Annotated in this window: 20 protein-coding genes; 2 read left to right on the forward strand and 18 right to left on the reverse strand. The window is 68.7% G+C overall.

Features of this window, described 5'->3' with window-relative positions:
* Positions 1-4 precede the first annotated feature (4 nt).
* The 8 genes from P1L41_RS15985 to P1L41_RS16020 all read right to left on the reverse strand — a co-directional run bounded on the left by P1L41_RS15985 (position 5) and on the right by P1L41_RS16020 (position 6,414).
* The gene (locus P1L41_RS15985) at positions 5-568 is read right to left on the reverse strand and encodes a SprT family zinc-dependent metalloprotease (protein WP_276296714.1); all 564 of its coding nucleotides are present in this window, start codon (positions 566-568) and stop codon (positions 5-7) included.
* A 23-nt stretch (positions 569-591) separates the two neighbouring features.
* A complete protein-coding gene (locus P1L41_RS15990; RefSeq protein WP_276296715.1) occupies positions 592-1,359 on the reverse strand; it encodes a Nif3-like dinuclear metal center hexameric protein in 768 nt (255 codons plus the stop codon).
* Between the two features lie 36 nt (positions 1,360-1,395).
* Positions 1,396-2,115, reverse strand: a complete 720-nt coding sequence (locus P1L41_RS15995; RefSeq protein WP_276296716.1) for a hypothetical protein — start codon at positions 2,113-2,115, stop codon at positions 1,396-1,398.
* A gap of 93 nt (positions 2,116-2,208) precedes the next feature.
* On the reverse strand, positions 2,209-3,009 hold the full coding sequence (gene speB, locus P1L41_RS16000) for an agmatinase (RefSeq protein ID WP_276296717.1): 801 nt from the start codon (positions 3,007-3,009) through the stop codon (positions 2,209-2,211).
* Position 3,010: 1 nt separating this feature from the next.
* Positions 3,011-3,391, reverse strand: coding sequence for a translation initiation factor IF-5A (locus tag P1L41_RS16005; RefSeq protein ID WP_276296718.1), 381 nt, complete (start codon positions 3,389-3,391; stop codon positions 3,011-3,013).
* Between the two features lie 76 nt (positions 3,392-3,467).
* Positions 3,468-5,177: an ABC1 kinase family protein gene (locus tag P1L41_RS16010; RefSeq protein WP_276298475.1), complete on the reverse strand. Its 1,710-nt coding sequence runs from the start codon at positions 5,175-5,177 to the stop codon at positions 3,468-3,470.
* An 18-nt stretch (positions 5,178-5,195) separates the two neighbouring features.
* A complete protein-coding gene (locus tag P1L41_RS16015) occupies positions 5,196-5,552 on the reverse strand; it encodes an Hsp20/alpha crystallin family protein (protein WP_276296719.1) in 357 nt (118 codons plus the stop codon).
* 88 nt (positions 5,553-5,640) lie between these two features.
* Positions 5,641-6,414, reverse strand: coding sequence for a GIDE domain-containing protein (locus tag P1L41_RS16020; protein WP_276296720.1), 774 nt, complete (start codon positions 6,412-6,414; stop codon positions 5,641-5,643).
* 97 nt (positions 6,415-6,511) lie between these two features.
* On the opposite strand from P1L41_RS16020, the gene P1L41_RS16025 reads away from it, so the two are divergent.
* On the forward strand, positions 6,512-7,441 hold the full coding sequence (locus P1L41_RS16025; protein ID WP_276296721.1) for a molybdopterin-binding protein: 930 nt from the start codon (positions 6,512-6,514) through the stop codon (positions 7,439-7,441).
* Here the strand turns inward: P1L41_RS16025 and P1L41_RS16030 are convergent.
* From P1L41_RS16030 to P1L41_RS16070, 9 genes are all read right to left on the reverse strand, one after another.
* Positions 7,438-8,070, reverse strand: coding sequence for an HAD family hydrolase (locus P1L41_RS16030; protein WP_276296722.1), 633 nt, complete (start codon positions 8,068-8,070; stop codon positions 7,438-7,440). The genes P1L41_RS16025 and P1L41_RS16030 overlap by 4 nt on opposite strands.
* Before the next feature lie 99 nt (positions 8,071-8,169).
* Positions 8,170-8,592 (reverse strand): LWR-salt protein, encoded by a 423-nt coding sequence (gene lwrS / locus P1L41_RS16035; protein WP_276296723.1) that lies wholly within the window; start codon positions 8,590-8,592, stop codon positions 8,170-8,172.
* Between the two features lies 1 nt (position 8,593).
* Positions 8,594-8,872 carry a 4a-hydroxytetrahydrobiopterin dehydratase gene (locus P1L41_RS16040; protein WP_276296724.1) on the reverse strand — a complete coding sequence of 93 codons (279 nt, stop codon included), beginning with the start codon at positions 8,870-8,872 and terminating at the stop codon, positions 8,594-8,596.
* Between the two features lie 104 nt (positions 8,873-8,976).
* Entirely contained in the window at positions 8,977-9,267 is a 291-nt protein-coding gene (locus P1L41_RS16045; RefSeq protein ID WP_276296725.1) for a hypothetical protein, read from the reverse strand.
* A 1-nt stretch (position 9,268) separates the two neighbouring features.
* On the reverse strand, positions 9,269-10,612 hold the full coding sequence (gene hemA, locus P1L41_RS16050; protein WP_276296726.1) for a glutamyl-tRNA reductase: 1,344 nt from the start codon (positions 10,610-10,612) through the stop codon (positions 9,269-9,271).
* A complete protein-coding gene (locus P1L41_RS16055; RefSeq protein WP_276296727.1) occupies positions 10,609-11,256 on the reverse strand; it encodes a precorrin-2 dehydrogenase/sirohydrochlorin ferrochelatase family protein in 648 nt (215 codons plus the stop codon). Before P1L41_RS16055 ends, hemA begins: the two co-directional genes overlap by 4 nt.
* A gap of 70 nt (positions 11,257-11,326) precedes the next feature.
* Positions 11,327-12,382, reverse strand: coding sequence for a siroheme decarboxylase subunit beta (gene ahbB, locus P1L41_RS16060; protein WP_276296728.1), 1,056 nt, complete (start codon positions 12,380-12,382; stop codon positions 11,327-11,329).
* Between the two features lie 91 nt (positions 12,383-12,473).
* Complete coding sequence (locus P1L41_RS16065; protein WP_276296729.1) at positions 12,474-12,884, reverse strand: DUF5778 family protein; 411 nt, start codon at positions 12,882-12,884, stop codon at positions 12,474-12,476.
* Positions 12,885-13,012: 128 nt separating this feature from the next.
* The gene (locus P1L41_RS16070) at positions 13,013-13,207 is read right to left on the reverse strand and encodes a cold-shock protein (protein WP_276296730.1); all 195 of its coding nucleotides are present in this window, start codon (positions 13,205-13,207) and stop codon (positions 13,013-13,015) included.
* Between the two features lie 124 nt (positions 13,208-13,331).
* On the opposite strand from P1L41_RS16070, the gene uppS reads away from it, so the two are divergent.
* Positions 13,332-14,252: a polyprenyl diphosphate synthase gene (gene uppS / locus P1L41_RS16075; RefSeq protein ID WP_276296731.1), complete on the forward strand. Its 921-nt coding sequence runs from the start codon at positions 13,332-13,334 to the stop codon at positions 14,250-14,252.
* Between the two features lie 36 nt (positions 14,253-14,288).
* On the opposite strand, the gene P1L41_RS16080 is transcribed toward uppS, so the two are convergent.
* Positions 14,289-14,897 (reverse strand): undecaprenyl diphosphate synthase family protein, encoded by a 609-nt coding sequence (locus P1L41_RS16080; RefSeq protein WP_276296732.1) that lies wholly within the window; start codon positions 14,895-14,897, stop codon positions 14,289-14,291.
* Between the last annotated feature and the right edge of the window lie 87 nt (positions 14,898-14,984).

Below are 14,984 nucleotides of genomic sequence, written 5' to 3' on the forward strand. Positions count from 1 at the left end.
CGCCTCAGGAGAGGTCCAGCGCCGCGCCACAGCAGTCAGACCGGTAGCGTTCGCGCTGCGCGACGAGTTTGCAGTCCCGGTAGCGCCGCGCGACCAGGTCGCCACACGACTCGCAGGTGAGGACGTACTTCGGGTCCGAGAAGGCCGGACAGTGGACCTCGGTCTCCAAGTCGGCCGCCCGCTCGCGGAACGCCGCCCCGTGGTCCGTCGTCCCGTCGCGCTGGTACTGCTCGACGTGGACGAGCTCGTGGCGCAGCGTGGCCGCCCACTCGTCGCGGTCGAAGGACTCGAAAGCGGCCCACGTCAGGGACACCGTGCACGGAAGTGGGCGGCCCTCGGCCCCCTCGACCGACGCCCAGTCGTAGGGCTCGCCGACCGTCGCGTCGGGGAGTTTGGGGCGCTTGACCGCGGCCGCACGGCGCTTCGCCCGGGTCGAGACCGCCCAGTCGACGAGGTCGAACCGGACGTCGACGCCCCACCCGCGGCGGACGTCGCGGCAGTAGGCCCGCGACCACGCGACGAGGTCCTCGTGGCTCTCGACGGCGGCGTAGGCCGGCGACTCGCTCACGGGCGACTCCTCGCTCGCGCGGACTAAAGCCCTGTCGGGCAGTCGACGAACGTCGTCTCGAGACCCCAATCTTCGAGGAGCCGCTGCAGCGAGCGCACACCGAGCGTCTCCGTCGCGTAGTGGCCAGCGAGCGCCACGTTGATACCCGCCTCGCGGGCCTCATGGTACACCTGCTGTTTCCCCTCACCGGTCACGAGGAGGTCCGCGCCGGCGTCGACGGCCTCGTCCAGCCAGTCGACACCGCTGCCGGTGACGATGGCGACGTCCTCGACGGTTTCGGGACCGAAATCGAGCGTCTGGACGTCCTGTCCGCCGGTATCCAGGATCTCTTCGAGCGTCGCCGCGATGTCTGTGAGCGCACGGGGGTCGTCGAACTGGCCCCGCTGCCCGATGTACTCCGGTCCGACCTGCCCGAACGGCTCTCGGTCGACGAGCCCCAGCAGGTCACCGAGGCCAGCGGCGTTCCCCAGTTCCTGGTGCCCGTCGAGCGGGAGGTGCGCGACGTAGAGCGCCGTGTCGCCGTCGACGAGCGGCGCGATGCGCTCGAAGTTCCGGCCGGTGACTCGCTCGATGCTCCCCCAGACGAGGCCGTGGTGTGCCACCAGCAGGTCCGCACCGGCTTCGTCGGCCTGTTCGATGGTCTCGACGGCAGCGTCGACGGCGACGGCGATCGTCTCCACCGGCTGGCTCGCCGGCCCGACCTGGAGGCCGTTCGGACTGGCGTCGAGGTCCGCGTAGGCCGGGACGTCGAGTCGGTCGTCGAGTCGGCTCGCGATGTCACCTGCGTCCATACCTCACCCTTCTTTGGCCCCGTAGATGTGCCTTTCTCACTCGGGGCTGACGAACTGCCCGTCCTCCTCGCCGATGAGGTCGCGCTCGACGGCCAGGTCGGTGATGGCGTCGAACTGCTCTGGGTCGATGTCGTAGGCGTTGACCGCCACGTCGCGGATCTCGCCCCGGTCGACCGGGAACTCCCGGTTCTGGAGCAGTCGCATCACCTTGCTGTACTCCAGTCTGGTGAGCGCGCCCTGCTCGTCTGACTCGTCGGCTCCCTCGCCGGTCGCGTCGTCCGGCTCGCTGGCATCGACGTCATCCTCGCCGGCGTCGGCCGCCGCGGCTTCGGTCGGGCTCTCGGGTGAGCTACGCTCTTCCGCCGCAGACTCGGCAGTCTCGTCAGCCGCCGCCTCCTCGCCCGGCAGGTCCATCTCGGGATAGTCCTCGGCCACCGTCTCGTTCGCGTCGCTGATGTCCATCGGGTCGGGCCCCGCGTCCAGTCCCGACTCGTCGACGACGTCGCTCTGGTCGTCCGCCGTCTCAGTCACCGCCTCGGCATCGGTCACGGGCCCGTCATCCTCGGTCCCGGACGCCTCTGCAGCGGCGACCACCGTCTCGACGACGGTGGCGAGCTTCCGCCGGCAGGTCGAACAGAGGACCGCCGTCCGCTGGGTGTCCTCGCTCGGGTGCAGCTGTTTGGGCACGACCGGGTACTCCGACAGCGATTCGTCATGGGCGACGCCACAGAAGTAGCACGACGAGAGGCGGTCCATAGACCACCTATCGTGTCGCTCCTAATAAAACGGGGCCTGGGGAAACCTCGGGAGTTCTCGCCCCCAGGTCGGGGCAGAGTCAGGACCCCGAACTCACTCCGTCGCGTGCGAGAAGACGAACGCCCGGAGGAGTTTCGCGGCCAGCGTCGCCGCCTGGCCGTCGTCGCGGTCGTTGACCTCCACGACATCGAAACCGACGGCGTAGGGTGCCACCGCCCGAACGGTGTCACGCATCTCCCGGGGTTCGAGGCCGAACGGTTCGGGAGTCCCAGTTCCGGGTGCGAACCCGGGGTCGGCCGCGTCGACGTCCACAGAGAGGTACGCCCGCTCACCATCGAAGTCGGGCATCCAGTCGGCCACGTCCTCGGGCGGGACGACGGTGACGTCCGCTTCGGCGGCCCGGTCCCACTCGACTTCGGACCCAGTCCGTGCACCCAGCACGACGGCGCGGTCTGCCACGTCCAGCGCATGGTGGGTCACCGTCGCGTGCGAGTACTCGTCGCCGGCGTACGACTCGCGCAGGTCGAGGTGGGCGTCGAGACAGACGAACACGTCCGGGTCGAGCGCGCGGACGGCGGCTATCGAGACGGTGTGTTCGCCCCCGACGAGGAGCGGCGTGGCGCCCTCGCGGTCGAACTCGGCGACGGTGCTCTCCAAGAAGGTGAGGTACTCGGCGGTGTCGGCCGTCGGGCCGACGTCGCCGTGGTCGTAGACGGAGAGCGCCGTGAAGTGCTGGTCGGTGTGGTGGTCGTAGTCGTCGAATCCCGTGGCGAACTGGCGGACGCGACGGGGACCGAACCGCGCACCGGGACGAAACGAGGTCGAGGCGTCGAGCGGGGCGCCCACGAGGGCGTAGTCGGCGGCCTCTCGGTCGGCGCCCGCGCCGGGGAACATCTTACGAGCGCGTGATGAGGCGCTGGTCCTCGTACTCGAGGTACTCGATCTCGTCGTCCGGCTCGAGGTTGACGTCGTCGGGCTGGCGCATCGTGAACGTCTCGTAGGTGTCTAAGTCCATCACCTGGGCGTCGTCGCCGTCCGTCGAGACGACCTGGCCCTGCTTCCGGGTGATGATGGGGACCCAGACCTTCGCGTCGACCGGCTGGGAGAGCGAGCGCTTCTTCTTGTCGAAGACGCCGCGAGCGTCGATTCGGGCCTTCGCGCTGCCGTGCTTGCCGGGCTTTGCCGTGCTGTAGGAGTCGATCTTACACGGCGTGGCCTCGATCATCACGTAACTGCCTTCGTCGAGTTCGCGGACCTCGGTCTGCTCTTTTGCCATACGGCCGGATTGCTCCTGTGCCGGTATAAACGGTTTGGAATGGCGCAAGGCGCCAGTCCGGGTGGTCTCGACTGACTCAGGGCCCGTCGCTCCCCTCGTCGTCGAAGGAGGGCCCCAGCCCGCTCGAACTCTCCATCTCGCGTTCGCGCATGCTCTGGCGGGTGAACTGCGGCTTCGCCCGGACGCCCGACTTGGTCCGGAACGACCACCACAGGCCCGCGAGGAGGACCAGTACGACGCCGCCGGCGATGGCGGCGACGAGCTGCGTCGACTCCGCGTAGAGGAACGCCGTCGAGAACAGCGTACTCGCGAGCAACATCCCGAGGATGAGCCGCTTGGTCATCCGCGCTAACAGTCTGTCGGAGTCCTCGATGTCGGCCCGGACGACCAGGTCCTTGCGCTCGACGCGGTCGAGCACCGACTCGAGCTTCGGCGGGATGCGGACCGCCGACCGCGTGGCGTCCTGGACCTCCTGGGCACGGTCCTCGATGAACGTCCGGGCGCCGGCGGCGATGAACCCCTGGGACTGGAGGTAACTCGTCGCCACGGAGATGAAGTCGAAGTCGGGGTCGAGCGTCACGCAGACGCCCTCGACGACCGTCGCGACGCGGAGGACGAGCGCCAGGTTCGACGGCAGGCGCAACGGGAACTCGTAGATAGTGTCCTCGACCTGCTGGACGATCTGTTGGACACGGTACTGCTCGATGTCCTCCCCGCGGGCGTCGGCGATGGCCAGTTCCATCACGTCGCCCATCACCTGGCGGTCGGCCTCCGGGCTGAGCGTCCCCATCTCGATGAGCGCATCGAGGATGCCGTCGATGTCCTGGTCGGCCACCGCCGCGTAGAAGTCGACGATCTTGTCCTGGACGAACGGGTCGACGCGGCCCGACATCCCGAAGTCGTAGAAGACGAGTGTCCCGTCGGCCTGGACCGCGAGGTTCCCCGGGTGCGGGTCGGCGTGGAAGACGCCGTCGTCGATTATCATCTGAAGGTAGGCCCGCTGGAGCGTCTCTGCGAGCTCGGTCCGGTCGATGCCGCGGTCGTCCAGGTCGTCGATGTCGTTTATCTTCGTCCCGGGGAGGTACTCCATCGTCAGGACCCGCCGCGTCGAGTGTGACTCCCGCACTGTGGGGATGCGGATGCGATCGTTCTCGAGGAAGTTCCCCCGGATTTCGGTGAGCATGCGTGCCTCGCGCTCGTAGTCCATCTCCTCGCGAATCGTCTTCGAGAACTCGTCGGCCAGCGTCTCCAGCGAGAACGACCGCGCGTCCCCGACGAAGTACATGATGAGCGGGAGCGACCAGCGGATGACCCGGAGGTCGGCCTCGACTAAGTCCTCGATGCCCGGTCGGCGAATCTTCACCGCGACCGGTTCGCCGTCGACTTCGGCGCGGTAGACCTGGCCGAGCGACGCCCCGCTGATGGCCTCCGTCTCGAACTCGTCGAAGCGCTCCTCGAGTGGCCCGAGGTCTTCCTCGAGGACGGTCTTCGCCTGTGCCCACTCGGCGGGCGGGACCCGGTCCTGGAGCGCCGAGAACTCCTCGACGTACTCCGGGGGGAGGATGTCCGGACGCGTCGAGAGCAGCTGCCCGAGCTTGATGAACGTCGGCCCCAGCGTGAGCATCGAGTCCAGCAGCGCCTGGGCGCGGGCGCGGCGCTGGTCGGGCGTGACCTTACGGGACGACCCGAACAGGAGGAACCGCTTCCGGTCACGGGCGTACGCGAGCAATAGCGGGAGAAACTGGCGGGCGACGACGAAGAACCGCCAGTAGGCGCGATAGTTCACCAACAGGGCACCCCGAAATCAGGCCTCGTCGATGGGTATCGTCGTGCTCGGTGCAGCCGAGGCCTTCGGGAGGTGGAGTTCGAGGACGCCGTGTTCGACGGACCCCTCGGCTCCGCGGCCAGTGGCGTCCGGCGGGAGCGGGAGCTCCACGTCGAGGAACACCGACCGGTCCTCGCGGACGAAGCGGAACTCGCGGGGGACGTCCTTGGTGCGCTGCCCCTCGATGATGAGCCGGCCGCCTTCGACGCTGATGTCGAGCGTCCCCGCGTCGACGCCCGGCAGGTCGAGGACGAACAGGTACGCCTCTTCGGATTCGAGCACGTCCGCAAACACGGCATCAGGGAGGTCCCGTAACGCATCTCGCAGCGCTGACATACCCGGTCTTTAGGGGGGCGATGCGTTAAACCCGGCGGTCGACGCCGTGTGCCATGTGACCAGGCCACGAGGCCCACATCGGAATCTTTCAGCCGAACACCGGTAAGAGAAACACTAGCACGACCGCCGTGAAGACGGCCCCGAGGACGAGCCGGACCAGGCTCTCACGGGCGATTCGCCAGGCCGTCCCTCGCTCGCTCGTATCGGAGATTACGAAGGCCGGCGTCGCGTCGCCCGCACCGACGACGGCGTCGACGAGGTTGCTCCCCCACTCCGGCGCGGGCCCGCGACGGGCCTCGCCGTAGACGTAGACCTGCTCGCCGACGTCGAGGCGCCGCTCGATGAAGCGCTGTTTGTTGCCGACGTGTAGTTCCGTCACGAGCAGGTTCACCGTCCGGTCCTGTGCCTCGACGCTGTCCGTCGACTCGACGTATCGCGCCAGCCTGTCGGGCAGCTCCGTCCCCGGCGCGACGGTGACGCTGTGGGCCTCGAAGTGGACGTCCGCGCCGGTCGGGTCGACCCGGACACGGTCGGTGCCGTCGTCGACGACGAAGTCCACACCGGCCTGCCCCGAGTCGAGGGTCTCCCAGTGGGAGTTCTTCCCCGAGGAGCGCAGCTCCTCGACCTCGTACGTGTAGGCCAGACACTCGCTCCCGGTGAACGGCGCGGTAACGGTCCCGTCGTCTCCGGCAACGGCCGTCCCCTGAATCTCGACGGGGCCGGAGTGGCCGGACAGCGAGCGGACCGGGGTCGGGTCGTTCCGCAAGATATGATAGACCGGTCGGAGCTGCCTGAGGCCGGTGCCGAGGAGATAGAGGCCGACGCCGGCGAAGACGAGCGTGAGCAACTGCGGGAGGACCATGCTCCCACGAGGACGCCGACGGGAGATAAATCCTGGTCGCACCCGCGCTGCGAGTCGCAGGCGCGGCGTTTTTGGCCCATCGGGCCGAGGTGTGGGTATGACTACGCCACCGTCCGCCGACGGGGGACCGCTCTCGCTCGAGACCGCCCGCCGGAACCTCGGGGGCTACGCGATGCCGGTCGACCGGACCGACCGGGTTCCGCTTTCCGTCGCCGTGGGCCGCGTACTCGCCGCGGACGCGACGGCGAACGCACCGGTCCCTGGAGCCGGCATCGGGCCCGACGACGCGGTGTTCGAGACCGGGAGACAGGTCAGACCGGGCGACGTCGGCCTCCTGAAGGCCGCCGGCGTCGGAGACCTGCTCGTCCGACAGCGCCCCCAGGTCGGCATCGTCCCGACGGGTGATGAGTTCGCTGCCCCCGAGGCGGGCGGCGACGGCGGCGTCGAGACGGCCGGATTCACGCTCGCGCAGTACGTCGACCGCTGGGGCGGCAAGGTGACCTACCGGAACGCCGTGGCCGACGACGCGCCCGCGCTCCGGATGGCCGTCCAGCGGGACCTGACACGCGACCTCGTCGTCGTGACGGGGACCGAACCGGGCGATACGCTCCGCTCGGTCGTCGCCGAACTCGGCGAGGTCTCCGGCGACGGTATCGCCATCGACCCCGGCGGCGACACGGGACTAGCCGTCGTCGAGGACCGACCGGTGCTCCTCCTGCCGGAGTCGGCCGTCGGGGCTCGCGTCGCGGCCGTGCAACTGCTCAGGCCGTTGCTCAAGAGCTTCGCCGGGTGCCCGCTCGCCCCCCACCCCACGCAAACGGCGACGCTGACCGAGCCACTCGAGGCGGAGGCCTCGGTGCGGACGTTCGCGCCGGTCTCCGTCGCCGGCGACGAGGCGACACCGCTCCGGGGGACGGACCTCGAGACGGCGAGCCGGGCCGACGGCTGGGTCACGGTGCCGCCGGGCCACGAGGGACGCGACGCTGGCGAGTCCGTGACCGTCGAAGACTGGGACTACCTGCCCTAGCGCAGGTCGAGCAGCGACTCGACCCGGTGGTCGCCCATCACGCAGTAGCCGTCCGTCTCGTCGGACCGTCGCTGGACGTGGACCCCGTCGAGGCCGGCGTTCCAGGCCGCGCCGATGTCGGCCGGGTTGTCACCCGCCAGGACGCCGCTGTGTCCGTTGTGGGCGACCCCCATGTTCCGCATCGCCAGCTGAACGGGGGTCGGGTCCGGTTTCCAGCCGATATCCTCGTCACAGCAGACGACCGTCTCGAACCAGTCACCGATGTTCAGGTGGTCGAGCACGGGCTCGGTGAGGTACGTCTGGCAGTGGGTCACCAGCCCGACCGGTTCGTCGCGCTCGGTGAGGAACCGTTCGGCGTCGTCGTAGAGGTAGGTCGCTTCGGCGCGTGCCAGCGGGTTCTCCTCCTCGTGGAAGACCGCCCAGAACCGCTCGGGGTCGATACGCTCGGCGGCGAGTACGTCGTCTCGCGCGCCACCGAAGCCGTACCAGAGCCGCTCCACCTCCCGGTCGCTGAAGCCGACGCCGAGTCGGTCGCCGACTCGCGTCAGGACGCGCCGGGGGTACCAGGGTTCGATGTCGACGAGCGTGCCGTCGAGATCGAACAGCCAGAAGTCGTACTGGTCGGTCATCAGGGGACTGTGGTTCTAGGCGCGAGCCTGATAAAATCTTTCTGCCCCCACTATCGTGGTAGAGAATGGCTTACAAAGTGTGGCCGCCCCCGCGTGGCTTCACTCAGGTGATTCGACCCGAATCGAGCTCCCGAGATACTTCGAGAGGACCTCGGTAACGCTGTCGGCGTTGAACAGGTCTAGGTCCGCTGCGATGGCTGTTTTGAGTGCCTCCAGATAGGACTCAGTCGTCTGCAGCTCCCGGAACGACGCCGCTTCGACGTCGACGTCGAGCGCCTCCGTGGCGAGCCGGCGGAAGTGGGCCTCGTCGGCGAGGTTCCCGCGCCAGCAGTTGTCCCGGAAGAAGAGCCACCCGTCCTCGCCCGGCGGGTCCGCGCTGCGGTACAGGGTCGTCTCGAAGGCGTCCGGGTCGGCCGCGAGGTCCGGCGTCGACGGCCGGAGTCGGAACGTGAGTTTGAACACGTATCTGGCGGGCGCGTCTCGGGGGTCCGGCGGCGTCCCCGTCCCGTCCGTCGGCGGCATCTCAGTCGTAGATGCCGTTCAGGCGCTCGGCCAGGTCGATGTCCTTCTCGGTGATGCCGCCGGCGTCGTGGGTGGTGAGTCGGACCTCAACCTCGCCCCAAGTGATGGTCATCTCGGGGTGGTGCCAGGCGTCCTCCGCGAGGCCCGCCGCGGCGCTCAGGAACCCGGACGCGTCCAGATAGCCGTCGAAGTCGAACGCGCGGACGATTTCGTTCTCCTCGCGCGCCCAGCCGTCGGGCATCCGGTCTGCAATCTCGGCGTCGGGAAGTACGTCAGCCATGTTCTCTCAGTCGGTTGCCAGCCGCAAAACAGTTGTGTCGGACCGGTCGGTCCTGCCACTTCGACCGCGTCGCTACGGCTGTCCCACCGCGACACGCGGTCGGCTCACCCGTCGTCCGAGAGCGCCTTCCTGAGCCGCCACTTCGCGCCGATGGTCGCGAGGACGGTGCCGTTGATGGCGACGAACAGCCAGGTCGGCACCGAGGCGTCCCGGAGGCCGTACCAGAGCGCGGCGAGGCCGAGCGCAACCACCGCGAGGCTCGCGTAGGTGAACGCCTGCACCCGACGGCGGTGGTCCCGACGCTGCTGCTCGGTGTAGTTTCTCACGTCCAGGAGGCCGCTCGTGGCGACGACGACGAGACCAACCCCGACGACGACCGGGACCGTACTGACCATGTCAGTCGTCGGTGAGCTGGTCGAGCACCGCCGGTGGCATCTGGTCGCGCATCTCGGCCGGGACGTCCTCGACGGCGGTCCCGTCCGCCGCCGTCAGGGCCGCCACGTCCTCCGGTCCGAACTCGGGGTCGAACAGTTCCAGCGCCGTGTGGATGGTCGACCAGTCGTCCGCCTCGGCGGCGTCCCGGAGGCTCCGGGTCGGCGCGGCCAGCAGTTGCGAGACGATGGCGTCGGCCATCGACTCGAGCACTTCCTGCTGGTCCTCGTCGAACTCCGCGGCCGACAGCGCCGTGTTGAGCTCGGCGGCCTTGACCTGCTCCGCGCTCTCGTACATCGTCGAGATGACCCGGTCGGCGCGCTTGCGCTTGTACTGGGTCAGCAGGTGGTCGAACTCCTCGTCGACCAGCTGTTCGACCTCCGCGGCGGCCCGCTGTCGCTGCTGGCGGGTCTCCGCGGTCACCGACTCCAGCGCGTCGAGGTCGTACACCGTCACCGACGGGACGTCGGCCGCGTCCGCGGGCACGTCCCGCGGCTGGGCGAGGTCGACGACGTACGTCTCGCCCGTCCCGGCGAAGGACTCGGCGTCGAAGACGTGGTCCGGGCTCCCGGTCGCCGTAACGACGACGCTGGCTTCCGCGAGCGCGGCTTCGGCGGCACCGATTGCGACGGCGCTCGCGTCCGTCTCGATGGTCTCGGCGATGTGCTCGGCGTGTGGGACCGTCCGGTTGGCGACGATGACGCGGTCGACGCGCTCCGAGAGCGCCTTCGCCGCGAGTCGCCCCATCTCGCCCGCGCCCACGACCAGCGCCGTCTTGCCGTCGAGCGGCTGTTCCGCCTCGACGAGTCTGACGGCGGCGGAGGCCAGCGAGACGACGCCCTCGTTGATTTCGGTCTCCGTGCGAGCGCGCTCGCCGACGTGGATGGCCTTGGTGACGCCGTCTTCGAGGACCGACCCGATGCCGCCGACGGCCCGGGCGTCCTCGTAGGCGTCGCGCAGCTGGCCGAGAATCTGGTCCTCGCCGAGGACGATGGACTCGAGGCCCGCCGCCACCCGGAGGAGGTGTCTGAGGCTCGCCTCGTGGTCCATCTCGACCAGCGCGTCGTCGTCGACGGCGTACGTGACTGTCTCCAGAGCGTCGAGGCCGACCTCGTGGCTGGACGCGACCACGTAGGCCTCCGTCCGGTTACACGTCTGGAGGGCGATGGCCTCGTCGACGCCGGGCTGCGAGAGCAGCGACTCGACGGTGTGCCGCTGGCTATCGGTCGCGGCGGCCTCCAGCTGGTCGACGCTCGCGTTCCCGTGGGAGACGCTCGCGCCGACGATGACACCAGTCTCGTGTTTCACGACAGATCACCGGGGACGTCCACAATTTCGTCGTCCACTACTTGTCTGGCCTTGGACCTGCCCCTATCTAAAGCCTTCCAAACGTCGCCTGACCTGACGACAGCCCTGACGGCCTCGCGGCGCTCACCGGGGGGCACGCCCCCGTCCTGGAGTTCCTCGCGCAGGTTACCGACCAGTCGCGCCATCTCCCCGACGCCGGCAAAGTCCGCCTCGAACCGCTCGCGGAGGTACTTCGAGAGGGCCGGCGCGGTGCCGCCCGTCGCTATCGCCAGGGTCACGGGGTCGTCGCGCACCGTCGCCGGGACGACGACGGTCCCGAAGTCCTGCTCGCCGTGGTCGTCGGCCCGGTTGACCAGCGCACCGTGGGCTCGCGCCGCCGTCGCCGCGGCGTCGTTCAGGGCCTCGTCGTCCGTCGCGGCGACCACGAGCGCGGGGTCGAGTCGCTCGACGTACGCCGCGACGGCCTCGGCGTCCGGGGCGTCCCGGACCAGTTCGGCGTCGCCGAAGTCGCGGTCGCCGAAGTCGGGACTCACGACGACGACGTCGGCCTCGGCCGCGAACCGGCGGGCCTTCCGCGCCCCGACCGGGCCCCCGCCGAGGACGAGCACCGTCTCGCCCTCGAAATCGTGCAACAGCGGTATCATCCGGGCACCTCTCCCGGCGTCCGTTCCATCGTCGATTTTTGGTGTGTCATCGGATATAAACGCTCGGTCCTCACCGGCGCTCGACGTTCGCCTCGGCGCGCTCGTCTAAGCGGATACCCGTCTTCTTCAGGATGCGCGTCGAGAACAGCGTATCCCAGTCGTCGTCCCCGACGTCCCAGTAGTCGCTCATCCGGGCGTGGACCTGCTGGATGCGCTCGTCGCTCTCCGCCTCGCTGCGGCCGTGTGTCATCGCGAAGAAGTTGTACGGCCAGACCCCCTCGTGGCGCGGGCGCTCGTAGCAGTGCGTGACGAAGTCGAACTCGGCGATGGCGGGGCCAACCTCGTCGACGACGTCGTCGGGGACGTTCCAGACGGTCATCCCGTTCTCGCTGTACCCCAGCGCGTAGTGGTTCGGGATGACGCCGACGCGCCGCACCTTCCCCTCCGCGTTGAACCGCTTGATGGTCTCGACGACCCACTCGGTGTCGGCACCGATGGCGACAGCCACGTCGGCGAAGGGCGTCGCCGTTATCGGGAGACCGCCCTGAATCTCCAGGACGAGGTCTAGTTCCTCGGGTGTCAGCGACCGGCGGTCGGTCGGTGTCACGTCCGGCCCAGCGTCCGAGACGTCGGTAGCCTGGGTCTGTGGCCCCTCGACGGGGAACTTCGCGCCGACGTGGAACTCCTGTTGTTTCGGGAGGTTGTACGTCCGTTCGCCGGTCTCGGCTTCTATTTCCGTCAGCACTTCGTCGACCCGGTCCTCGTCGGCCACCGAGAGCACGAACCACATGTTCAGGTGCGGGTGCTCGCGCTCGTAGTTGTGGGCGACCTCCGGGTGGGCGTTGACCAGTTCGACGTGCTCGTCGTAGCGGTCCTCGGGGGCGTGGGTCGCGACGAGCGTCGCGGTCCCGCCGATGGCCTCGGCGTTGATGAGCGCACCGAAGCGGCTCAGCACGCCGGCCTCGTCCAGCCGCTGGACCCGTTCGAGCAGCTCGTCGGCGTCGATGTCGACGCCCGCCTCGCGCAGCGCGGCCGCCGCCGGTTCGAAGGGCCGTTCGACGACCGGAAACCCGCCCTGGAACGCGTTCAGGATGGCTCGGTCCACGGTTCCGAGGTCCTCACTCATACGCCGTTCTCGGGTTTCTGTGGGTATAAGCGACGCGGGACGAGATGACACCTGCTGTCACGACCCGGGGCGGACGGCGCGCGGCGTTGCGTTACTCGCCCTCGACGCCGGTGACCGCGTAGCCGGCGGCCTCGATGTCCGCCAGAATGCCCTCGTGGTCCCCGCTGGCCTCGTAGTAGAAGACGAGGTCGAACGACCCCTCGCGGAGCAGCTGCTGGCACTCCCAGACGAACTCCTCGCCGTCAAGCGTCAGGCCCTGGTGCTGGTTCGACGCGAACTCCGGGTCGTCGCTGCCCGAGTAGACGAACGTGTCCGTCGGGTCGAGGCCGGCGCCCGCGGCGATAATCTCGCCGACCTCGATGGTAGCCTCCATCATCTCGATCTCGTCGCTCCCGTCGTACTCCGTGTGGACGATGGCCCCGTTGAGCTGTATCTCGCCGGGTTCGAGCAACTGCTTGGTCCGGCGGTACAGGTCGTCGTCGAGCGCGTCCGCGTCGGTCATACCAAACGCTCGGCCGCGGGCGCTCTAATGCACTTCGAAATCCGTGCCTGCGGCTCGCGGATGGATGGGTCGAGCGTGTCACGGGCCACGTCGGGACAGCGACACGCCGTCGGAAGCGGGTCGCTCCCTTACAGTCGTTTGAGGTTCTTTGCGCGTGGGCCCTTGTCGGCCTGCTCGATGTCGAACTCGACTTCCTGGCCCTCTTCGAGGTCAGGTCCGCCGACGTCTTCCATGTGGAAGAAGACGTCCTCGTCGGAGTCTTCTGAGTCGATAAAGCCGTAGCCGCCCGTGTCGTTGAAGAAGTCTACCGTGCCGGTCGCCATTGCAGCTACCTGTACGACGTCGGAGTATTAAAATTATGTGGCCATTTTTCGGCGTTCACACCGTGAAAACTGTGGCGGACGGAAGCCACAAAATCCTTATCGGCTCGTTGATATACTTCGGACAATGGGAACGCGGGTCCGCGAGGTGGGATACGCGCTCTACGAGCGATTGCTTCGCTGGGAGCTGTCCGGGACGCCCAGTCACGTCGCCGTCATCCAGGACGGCAACCGGCGGTACGCCCGCGAACGCGGTGCGGACACGACCGAGGGCCACCGACAGGGGGCCGAGACGACCGAGGCGCTGCTGAACTGGTGTGACGAGCTGGGCATCGAGGAGGTGACGCTGTACGCCTTCTCGACGGAGAACTTCAACCGTCCCGAGGACGAGCGCGAACACATCTTCGACCTGGTGGAGTCGCGGCTGCGGGAGTTCGCCGACTCCGACCGCATCCACGACGCGGGCGTCCGTATCCGCGCCATCGGCGAGACGGAGCTGCTCCCCGAACGGGTACAGGACGCCATCGACTACGCCGAGAGCCGGACGGCGGAGTACGACCGCCTCAACCTCAACGTCGCGCTGGCGTACGGCGGCCGCGCGGAACTCCTGGGGGCCGCCCGTGACGTGGCTCGCGCCGTCGAAGCCGGCGACCTGGACCCCGAGGCCGTCGACGCGGACGTCGTCGAGGAGTACCTCTACGAGGGGCCGACCAGCGACGTGGACCTCATCGTGCGTACGGGCGGCGACGAGCGCACCTCGAACTTCCTCCCGTGGCACGCCAACGGCAACGAGGCGGCGACGTTCTTCTGTACGCCCTACTGGCCCGAGTTCCGGAAGATCGACTTCCTGCGGGCCATCCGGACCTACGAGAACCGGGAACAGTCCTGGCGGACGACGCGCGCCCGCCGCGCGCTGGCGCTCGTCCGCGCGTTGGAGCACAGTGACGTCCCGGACGCCCGACGAATCCTCGCCCGGTTCCGCGACGCACTGCCGAGCGGCGAGCGCGGCGACGTGGACTTCGACGAAGACGCCGAGACGGCCGACTGAAGGCACGTTCGCTCGAACGACACGACCGCCGCGTACTCAGCGCCCGAACCGCCGCTGGCGCTCCTGGTAGTCCCGCAGCGCCCGCAGATAGTCGCGCTTGCGGAAGTTCTGCCAGTTCACGTCGGTGAAGTACAGCTCCGAGTACACCGACTGCCATATCATGAAGTCGGAGAGCCGCTCGGCGCCGGTCTTGACGACGAGGTCCGGCGCCGTCGGGAACACGAGGTGCTCCTCGACGGCCGCCTCGTCGATGTCCTCGGGGGCCAGAGTGCCCGCATCGACGTCCGCGACCAGTTTCCCCACCGCCGTCGCGAACTCGGCCTGTCCGCCGAGGCCGATAGATATCTGGACCGGCGCGTCTGCGGCGGCCTCGTCGCCCGGCCCCCGGACGGCGACGGGCCGCGGGGCCCTGAGGCCGTCGAGTTCGCGGCGGAGCGTCGAGACGACCTCCTCGTCGAGGACGCTCACGTAGACGACGACTGTCTCGGCCCCATACTGGACCGCCCATTCGAAGAACTGTTCGAGGGTCGCATACGCGCCCTCGGTGAGGAGGTCGCGCTCCGTGATGACCAGCGCGACCGTCTCGGGGAGGGTCGCGTCGCTCCGACGGAGACGGACCGCGAGGTACCGTTCGTACAGGCCCACGGCGGCTACTGCGAGACCGGCGTCAATAAACGCACGGGAGCGTCCGCGGCGACTGGGACCGGGCTGACAGTGGCCGCCGCGCAGTTC

The sequence above is a fragment of the Haloarcula ordinaria genome (genome assembly GCF_029338275.1).
Taxonomy (GTDB): Archaea; Halobacteriota; Halobacteria; order Halobacteriales; family Haloarculaceae; genus Haloarcula; species Haloarcula ordinaria.

What these genes read in the sequence shown, in the direction of transcription:
- P1L41_RS15990 (WP_276296715.1), bottom strand. Translation starts at nt 1,359, where the DNA reads ATGGACGCAGGTGACATCGCGAGCCGACTCGACGACCGACTCGACGTC.
- P1L41_RS15995 (WP_276296716.1), bottom strand. Translation starts at nt 2,115, where the DNA reads ATGGACCGCCTCTCGTCGTGCTACTTCTGTGGCGTCGCCCATGACGAA.
- speB (WP_276296717.1), bottom strand. Translation starts at nt 3,009, where the DNA reads ATGTTCCCCGGCGCGGGCGCCGACCGAGAGGCCGCCGACTACGCCCTC.
- P1L41_RS16005 (WP_276296718.1), bottom strand. Translation starts at nt 3,391, where the DNA reads ATGGCAAAAGAGCAGACCGAGGTCCGCGAACTCGACGAAGGCAGTTAC.
- P1L41_RS16015 (WP_276296719.1), bottom strand. Translation starts at nt 5,552, where the DNA reads ATGTCAGCGCTGCGAGATGCGTTACGGGACCTCCCTGATGCCGTGTTT.
- P1L41_RS16020 (WP_276296720.1), bottom strand. Translation starts at nt 6,414, where the DNA reads ATGGTCCTCCCGCAGTTGCTCACGCTCGTCTTCGCCGGCGTCGGCCTC.
- P1L41_RS16025 (WP_276296721.1), top strand. Translation starts at nt 6,512, where the DNA reads ATGACTACGCCACCGTCCGCCGACGGGGGACCGCTCTCGCTCGAGACC.
- P1L41_RS16030 (WP_276296722.1), bottom strand. Translation starts at nt 8,070, where the DNA reads ATGACCGACCAGTACGACTTCTGGCTGTTCGATCTCGACGGCACGCTC.
- lwrS (WP_276296723.1), bottom strand. Translation starts at nt 8,592, where the DNA reads ATGCCGCCGACGGACGGGACGGGGACGCCGCCGGACCCCCGAGACGCG.
- P1L41_RS16040 (WP_276296724.1), bottom strand. Translation starts at nt 8,872, where the DNA reads ATGGCTGACGTACTTCCCGACGCCGAGATTGCAGACCGGATGCCCGAC.
- P1L41_RS16045 (WP_276296725.1), bottom strand. Translation starts at nt 9,267, where the DNA reads ATGGTCAGTACGGTCCCGGTCGTCGTCGGGGTTGGTCTCGTCGTCGTC.
- P1L41_RS16055 (WP_276296727.1), bottom strand. Translation starts at nt 11,256, where the DNA reads ATGATACCGCTGTTGCACGATTTCGAGGGCGAGACGGTGCTCGTCCTC.
- ahbB (WP_276296728.1), bottom strand. Translation starts at nt 12,382, where the DNA reads ATGAGTGAGGACCTCGGAACCGTGGACCGAGCCATCCTGAACGCGTTC.
- P1L41_RS16065 (WP_276296729.1), bottom strand. Translation starts at nt 12,884, where the DNA reads ATGACCGACGCGGACGCGCTCGACGACGACCTGTACCGCCGGACCAAG.
- P1L41_RS16070 (WP_276296730.1), bottom strand. Translation starts at nt 13,207, where the DNA reads ATGGCGACCGGCACGGTAGACTTCTTCAACGACACGGGCGGCTACGGC.
- uppS (WP_276296731.1), top strand. Translation starts at nt 13,332, where the DNA reads ATGGGAACGCGGGTCCGCGAGGTGGGATACGCGCTCTACGAGCGATTG.